The 7574-nt window shown below is 63.0% G+C and carries 5 protein-coding genes and 1 pseudogene; 2 read left to right on the top strand and 4 right to left on the bottom strand.

Features of this window, described 5'->3' with window-relative positions:
• Positions 1–349: 349 nt before the first annotated feature.
• Positions 350–1635, top strand: a pseudogene (locus NAM01S_RS32415) (IS256 family transposase).
• A gap of 202 nt (positions 1636–1837) precedes the next feature.
• On the opposite strand, the gene NAM01S_RS32410 reads toward NAM01S_RS32415, so the two are convergent.
• Complete coding sequence (locus tag NAM01S_RS32410) at positions 1838–3052, bottom strand: hypothetical protein (protein WP_157108018.1); 1215 nt, start codon at positions 3050–3052, stop codon at positions 1838–1840.
• Between the two features lie 123 nt (positions 3053–3175).
• On the opposite strand from NAM01S_RS32410, the gene NAM01S_RS34555 reads away from it, so the two are divergent.
• Complete coding sequence (locus tag NAM01S_RS34555; protein WP_084483498.1) at positions 3176–3691, top strand: GNAT family N-acetyltransferase; 516 nt, start codon at positions 3176–3178, stop codon at positions 3689–3691.
• A 904-nt stretch (positions 3692–4595) separates the two neighbouring features.
• On the opposite strand, the gene NAM01S_RS32395 is transcribed toward NAM01S_RS34555, so the two are convergent.
• From NAM01S_RS32395 to NAM01S_RS35525, 3 genes are all read right to left on the bottom strand, one after another.
• Entirely contained in the window at positions 4596–4802 is a 207-nt protein-coding gene (locus NAM01S_RS32395) for a hypothetical protein (protein WP_067792919.1), read from the bottom strand.
• A gap of 960 nt (positions 4803–5762) precedes the next feature.
• The gene (locus tag NAM01S_RS32390) at positions 5763–7088 is read right to left on the bottom strand and encodes a caspase, EACC1-associated type (RefSeq protein ID WP_067792917.1); all 1326 of its coding nucleotides are present in this window, start codon (positions 7086–7088) and stop codon (positions 5763–5765) included.
• Positions 7085–7453, bottom strand: coding sequence for an effector-associated constant component EACC1 (locus NAM01S_RS35525; protein ID WP_157108016.1), 369 nt, complete (start codon positions 7451–7453; stop codon positions 7085–7087). The genes NAM01S_RS32390 and NAM01S_RS35525 overlap by 4 nt, the downstream gene beginning before the upstream one ends.
• Positions 7454–7574: the final 121 nt, after the last annotated feature.

Raw genomic sequence — 7574 nt, 5'->3', positions numbered from 1 at the left:
CCATCCCCCGACTAACCGAGACCGAGATCCGCAAGCTGATCGATTCCCTCGGCGACATCCCGGCCGTTATCGCCGCGGGAGCGCGATCCGACAAAGCGGAGCTCTATCGGGCCCTCCACCTCGCCATACGGTATCGGCCTCGACAACGGGTTGCCGTTGTCGAGGCCGATGCTGTGGTTAGCACTGGTGTCCGGAGGGGGAATCGACCAGTACGCCAACCTTCTGCAACACCGAAAACTGCTGGTCATCGGCCAATAGCTTTGCCCGCTTGAATCCGCCCCGTTTCGGAGGGACTGTAAATACAACGGTGTAACTCCCAAACAAGGAGTGGCACTTGATGTCTGATGTGATGACGGCCGATGTGGCCGATACTGCTGCGGTGGCCAAGCGCAAGGACGCGAAGACGACCGTGGATGCCGAGCTGGTGGGTCAGCTGGTGGATCAAGCCCGCGCCAGCGGGCTGCAGCTGACTGGCGAGGGCGGGTTGCTGCAGCAGCTGACCAAGTTGGTGGTCGAGTCCGCCCTCGACGGTGAGATAACCGACCACCTCGGATACGACCACAGCGACCGGCAAGGCCGTGGAACGGGCAATTCCCGCAACGGAACCCGCTCGAAAACGGTGGTGACCGACGTCGGGCCGGTCGAGATCGACGTCCCCCGTGACCGCGACTCGAGTTTCGAGCCGCAGATCGTGCGCAAGCGGCAACGCCGGCTCAACGGTGTGGAGAACATGGTGCTGTCGCTGTCGGCCAAAGGGCTCACCCACGGCGAGATCTCGGCGCATCTGCGGGAGGTCTACGGCGCCGAGGTGTCCAAGCAGACGATCTCCACGATCACCGACAAGGTGCTCGACGGGATGGCCGAATGGCAGAACCGGCCGCTCGACGCGGTGTATCCGGTGATCTTCCTCGACGCCATCCACGTGAAGATCCGTGACGGCAAGGTCGCCAACCGGCCCATCTACGTCGCACTCGCGGTGACCGTGGACGGCACCCGCGACATCTTGGGCCTGTGGGCCGGCGACGGCGGCGAGGGCGCGAAGTTCTGGTTCCAGATCCTCACCGAACTGCGTAATCGCGGGGTCGCTGATGTGTGCATGCTCGTCTGCGACGGCCTCAAAGGGCTGCCCGAGGCCATCGGCGAGGTGTGGCCGCAAGCGGTGGTTCAACATGCGTGGTGCATCTGCTGCGGGCCTCGTTCCGGTACGCGGCCCGCCAGCACTGGGACGCGATCGCCAAAGCACTCAAGCCGGTCTACACCGCATCGACGGAATCAGCTGCGCTGGAGCGGTTCTACGAATTCGCCGAGGAATGGGGCAGAAAATATCCGGCCATCGTCAAACTCTGGGAGAACTCCTGGTCGGAGTTCGTGCCGTTCCTGGCCTTCGACACCGAGATCCGCCGGGTCGTGTGCTCGACCAATGCGATCGAGTCGGTCAACGCCCGCATTCGCCGCGCGGTACGCGCCCGCGGGCACTTCCCGAACGACCAAGCGGCCCTGAAGTGCGTCTACATGGCGATCATGAGTCTCGACCCCACCGGCGCCGGGCAGAAACGCTGGGTCACCAGATGGAAAGCAGCCTTGAACGCTTTCGATATCACCTTCGAAGGCCGCCTGTCCGCGGGCCGGAAGTAGAAACCTTGAAAACACTTGTTACACCGTTAGATTGACAGTCCCGTTTCGGACGCCCGCCGTCACGTGATCGTTGTGGTACCCGCGATGCCACAACGGGCAGTTGCATGGATGAGTTCGTGTGCCTCTCGATGCGCGTTGTTGATCTCGATTAATTCTGTTGTGGTGGAGTCGGTTCGGGGGCGGGCCCCGTTCCGGTCACCTGTCAGGTGTGCGGAGGCAAGTCGCCGTTCTGTCTGGCGAGGAGCCGGTCGGTCAGTTCGTTGGTCGCGAGATACCACCAGAAGATCCAGTCGAGGTAGGCGGTGTCGTAGTCGATCTTCTGTTTGGCGTCTCGGTGACGGATGCCGAACTTGTTTGCGATCAGGAAGAGATCGCCTTCGTCGGCTTTGAACAGTTCCTGCTTCAGCAGTGCGCGGCGTTCCTCGAGCAAGCCAGCCAGGGTAACGCACGCGCTGCGCTTCTCGTCGATCGTCGCGTTTCGGCTGCGGAACAGTGCGATTGCGTGGGCTACCGAGGCTTTGCGTGCCGGGGCGGGGGTGTTCATAGCGGCCTCGACGAGATCGGCTCGTGCGTCGTCGGTCTCGCTGACCAAGCGGCCGATATCTTCTCCGCTCTTGGCGAGACGTAGACCGATGTTGTTGCGTGTCAGGATGCGATTGACGGTCCATCGGTAGAGGATCCGGACAGGTCGGGGAGTGAAGTTCGAGTAGTGCCATCCGCAACCGTTGTAGTTGTGGAAATGGCGCTGTCGTGGTCGGGCCACGAGGTCGTGGAAGATCTCGACGAGATCGAAGAACGTCGCCTCCTCCCAGCTTTCGGGCCGGGGTGACCACAGACCTCGCCGACCAAGCCTGTCGGTGATCACGGTGTCGAGGACCTCGTCCGGGAACCCGCCGGGGTAGTCATCATCGACACAGGGATCGGGTGCAACCTTTCCCAGATAGCCGCGCTGTTGGAAATCACTGATCGCGGCCACCCATTCGCGTTGCGCCGACTCGAGATCAGGTTCCACCAGCGGCACGTGAGTTGTCGGACCAGCCATGCGCTGCGAGTAGTAAGGCTTCGGAGCATGCTGCTCGGGGAACTGCGACGAGGTAGCGACGAGTTGTTCGAGGAACTCGCGTTCGGGGAAACCTGAAGTCTTGTGCGGTGGCGTAGCTGATCCCCACGGGTCATCAACCTCCGGTTTCGCCCGTGCCGACGACACCGGCCATCCCGAGTCCAGGTTCTCGAAATCCTGTGCCGGTGTCTCGGAAGCGAACGCTTCGGTCAGAAGAAGACCGACCTCACCGACCCATCCCCCGCTCTTTCCAAGGGACGAAGGTGCTCCAGCCAGAAGCGCCTTCGCTTCCAGGACGAACAGTTCCCGCGGCCACCGCAGGACGTAGTCAGCAATCCGATCGGCAATGTCGAACACAATGCAGACACTAACGAACTCTCCAAGAGTCCCTTGCGCCAAAGGGACGGATCCGCCGCAACTTCGATACGTTGGCGATGTTTGATGAGGCGGGCGCACCCCTACTCAGTACGGTGTTGCACTATGGTGCAATTGCGCTACCTGACAGACTGTGACGAAGCCGTCCGATCGAAGGTCCTCGGCTGGGCACACACCGACGAATACGTTGCGCGGATCGGGATGCCCAACCACTACCTTCAGTGCCCGCCTGGTGCCGAAAACTCGCTCGGTGGAAGGATATTCAACTGGGTGATCTTCGCTGGTGAACAGCCGGTGGGGGTAGTATCTGCGACGGTCCAAGACCGGCCGTACAGCCGTTCCGATACGGAAATGGACGATCCAGCCAACTACCCGTCGCTGGGTATGGTGACCTACATAGACCCGGCGCACCGCTGTCGCGGATACGCCTCGGCATCCAAGCAAGCCGTCAGCGAACACCCTGCGGCGAGTGGAGTTCGTTCCTTCGGCTGTGTGATCGCCGCCGACAACACCGCCAGTCTGAAATCGATCGAGAAAGCCGGATACGAGTGTGTCCGTATCGTGCCCGTCGAGGGCAAGCCGGATCGGCTTCATTTCCGACGCTGGACGTACGCTCGCTAGAGCCCTGCTGCGGGCCGGGGTCGGAGATCCCGCCACCGCGGCAAGTTCCTGCCATTCCATCGCTGGGCGATCCGGTGCACCCCCGTATCGGTCGCTGCTTCGCCGAGCTGATCGAGATTGGTCGCTATCGGGTGGTGGGACTTCAATCATGCTGTCGTCCTCGGGTTTCGGATCGAGTCCCTCGACTGGGTATCAGGTCGTGTGAAGTGCGGAAGGTTTGGTTCGGCAGAGGCGGAAGAGGTCATGGACCTGGGAGTCGTCGAGTGCGAAGGCGGCCCCGTTGTAGGGCTGGATTGCGCTGGGGCGGTGGGCGATTTGCGGTCCGCGCTCGGGCAAGTCTGCAAGCCGGAGCCGTTCGGTGACGAGGTCGCCGCTGTCGGCCGTCCATAGGGCCCAGACCGACCCTGCCGGGCCGGTGGGATGGGACAGCTCGCGGGTGGTCGTGGCGATCGCCAGACCAGGAGCCATTGCTCGCTGCTGATGAGATCGTCTCGTCGAGAGCGCCTATGGGCAGTAAGAGCGCCGAAGATGGTGAGAGCCGGCTCGACGGGTTGACGGCGCCCGGCGTCGGCAGGCTGGAGCATCCCGTTTGTGGCAGGACGTCGCTCTTCCACCGTCGTCATCCTCAAGTGGGCCCCGCCCTGGTCCAGGCCAGCGTGCCTGGACCGCTACATGGCCTCGCGCGCCTCCTCGGCCGCGCTCCGCCGAATGGCGGCAGCGGTGTGTCGCAACCGCCACACATGGCAGCGCTGCCATCGTCGGCCACCGGCGGGCGTTGCGATGCCCTCATCGTTGAGGACCTCACTGATCCGCGAATCCGACCACCCGGCCGCTGACATCGCCAGTACCCGTTCTAATACCACGGTCGGGCACAACATCGGCCTACCTCGGCCCCGCGCCGCGCTCACCGGCGACCACCTCGCTGCAGCATCACCAGCAAATCGCCCAGCACCAGCCGCGCCCGGACGGACCGCTCGGCACCAGCCAGCGCCGCCACCAACGCGGCCACAGCCACCAACACCACAATCACGATCACCGGCAGCGCCAGAACCCACCACGGCATGGTGGGATCAGGCTGCACCGCCACGACCAGCAACAACGAGAAATACACGCAATCCTCCTGCGCGAAAGCGCGGGACAGCGTGCGAACGTATCTAGACGCGCACCAGTCCCGCAGGTTGACAAGAAGGCTGGGTCAACCTGCGGACATTCGGGCCACGAGTAAGGCGACGGAGCGCGACGAACAACCGGCCAGGCGGCTCGCTCGAGCACAAATGATGATGCAACAACAACGCCCAAAGGTGATCGAGCGCATGAATCAACGCATGACGACATCGGTAGTAGTCCGACGGAAGACGGTCCTCCAGACTCACCACCCGAAACGGCTGGGCCGGATCCACATCATCAGGCAGCCACCCGCTCACCACACGACGAAGATGGCTACTCCACCGTTCGGAGTCCAAAGCGGATCGTACAGAGTCGAATACAACGAGGGCTGCTAGTCCTTTGCCATATGCAGCCGCATACAACTCGGCCTCACGCTCTGGACTCAGCTCCCGTGCCAGTATGAATACAGGCGCGATACCCGTGCGTGAAAGCAGATCAAGCCCGGTATCAAACCCTGCACTTGACCACGGTTGGTCGGAGCGACCCAGCAGATGCTCCAACACAATAGCTGTGTCAGGTTCGGGCGCACTCCAACGTAGATGGCGGCCTGGTTGAGCCCAACGCCAGCTCCAAAAAGATTCCGCGGCGCGGATCATAAGCTCATACCAAGGCAGCTGACACGGGTCGATGTCGTCCGCAGAGGCCCCCTCGCTTCGTACCCACCTCCCCAAGGAGCCACTGGAGAAAGGTCGCAGGTGTAAGGGCCAATCACGGGGATTGCTGTCAGCTAAGGAAAGCATCGCGTCAATCGACGCCCCAGCTGACAAGACCATGATCTGAGATTAGCTCCGGCCCAACAGTGTTCGTATATTTGTGTGCGCCCCCATCACCGAAAGCCCTGAGTTGCTGCGACACTGAGCCCGGTGAGCCGACGGAACAGGGGGTCTGCTCCGGTGAAATGCTCTCACCGCGACTGTGGTCGTGTGACCGCGCCGCGCAGCTTCTCGCTGGTGCGTTGTGCCCGTCGGTGACCGGCGCGTTGCCACCAGGTGGTGGCCTCAGCTAGATGCCCGCGGTAGCGCAGGCGGATCGCGAGGTTGTGCATCGCGTCGGTGTGGTCGGCTTCGGCGGCGCGCCGGTACCAGGTGAGGGCTTCGTCGAGGTGTCGGGATTTGTCGAGCATTATGGCGAGGTTGTACATGGCGTCGGTGTTGCCGGACTCCGCAGCTCGGCGCCACCAGAATTCAGCGTCGCTGACTCGTTTTATCTGGTGTAGCAGAATGGCCAGATTGCCCATGGCATCGACGTTGCCTCGCTCGGCGGCCTCGCGGTACCACTCGTGCGCTTCGCGGGCTTGACCTTGCGCATCGAGCAGGTTGGCGAGGTTGTTCATCGCGCCGGCATGTCCCTGCGACGCGGCGAGCCGCCACGAGTTCTCTGCCTGGGTAAGGTCGTCTTGGTCGGCAAAGCTTCGGCCGCTCTCGAAAAGCGCGTCGGCGTCGGTATCAGAGTTGGTGGTCTGGTCGGTTATCGGCGCGATCGAGGCGTCGCCACCAGATAGCGGTTGGATGGCGCGTGGTGGGGTGAACAGGCGCAGTTCACCGGCGATGTTGACGGTTCGTCGTTGGGGGCGGGGGTAGCCATCCCGGTACAGGGCCTGGTCGACCTTCTGGTAGAGCTGATCGAGCGTGAGGCCGGTGTTGGTGGCGGCGCTGAGCAGGGCTGCGGTGAACGCGGTGTGACGGTAGCCTTCGGGCGCGATCGAAGGTTCGTTTCTGGCGGAGGATGCGATGGTGTAGGTGCCCTGGATGTCGATTTGGCCGTCGACGAGCGAGGAGGACGCGCCCATGGCCTCGAACGCTCGTCCCGAGAAGCAGCAATCCAGGATCAGAATCCGTGCGCGGGCTGGACTCGCGATGAGTTCATCGCGCAGCGTCGCGAACGGCACTGAGCTCCACTCAGGGTGGTCTCGGCTGGTGCCGGACAGTGCCAAGTACAGTCGCCCACGCCGATCCACCACACCATGTCCGGCAAAATACACCAACAGGACATCACCGGCTTCCTGCGCAGCGGAAGCGACTGCCTTACCGACCTGCGTGTTGTGCTCAGGATCGGTCAGGACACTGCACTGGCGTTCGGCAAGCGCACTGCCGGTCGATGCGGTCAGCAGCCGGGTGAGGTCCGCGACGTTGTTGAGAGCAGCCGGAATGTCGGGGAATTCGGGATCGATATACCGGCTCACCCCGATCAGGGCGGCACGCCACCCGGTGCGACTCGGTGCCGCTGTCACTGCGGGTCGCGGGGCCGTTCGAGCATGCGCTGCAATGCCTGAGTGACCTCAGGTGTCTTGATTCGCTTGGCGTCCAGGGTGATCTCGGTGTGATCGTCGATCTTGAGAGTGACAGCGATATCGGATCGGCGCACGGTGAACCACGCTGTCAGCGACCGGGCCAGGGCTGGGGCGATTCCGCCCGCGCCGACGGCGACGACAAGCACATCGTAGAGGTCACCCATCTGGCCAGGACGAATCCGATTAGGGGGCAAGCTCACTCGGCCCCTCAGCCCGTCCTCGTCGTTGAACCATTCGAGGAGCTGGAGTAGGTCATCGGCATTGCCGTGGGTGCGGATCGTCAACTGGCCCTTGGCTTCTGGCATGGCATCCATCCTGCCGCGCCGAGCCCCACCAAGCACAGTGAACCGAGGAGATCGCATCATTACCCACCGTCTGAATCCCAGCCGCATCACTGTGGGGACAGCGGGAGGGCGAGGTGAACCT

The sequence above is a fragment of the Nocardia amikacinitolerans NBRC 108937 genome (assembly GCF_001612615.1).
Taxonomy (GTDB): domain Bacteria; phylum Actinomycetota; class Actinomycetes; order Mycobacteriales; family Mycobacteriaceae; genus Nocardia; species Nocardia amikacinitolerans.
The sequence above is the reverse complement of the archived record's forward strand: the minus strand, read 5'-3'. Positions and strand labels throughout refer to the sequence as shown.

Excerpts from the sequence above, each read along its gene's own strand:
- NAM01S_RS34555 (WP_084483498.1), top strand. The coding sequence starts at position 3,176 with ATGGTGCAATTGCGCTACCTGACAGACTGTGACGAAGCCGTCCGATCG.
- NAM01S_RS35525 (WP_157108016.1), bottom strand. The coding sequence starts at position 7,453 with ATGCCAGAAGCCAAGGGCCAGTTGACGATCCGCACCCACGGCAATGCC.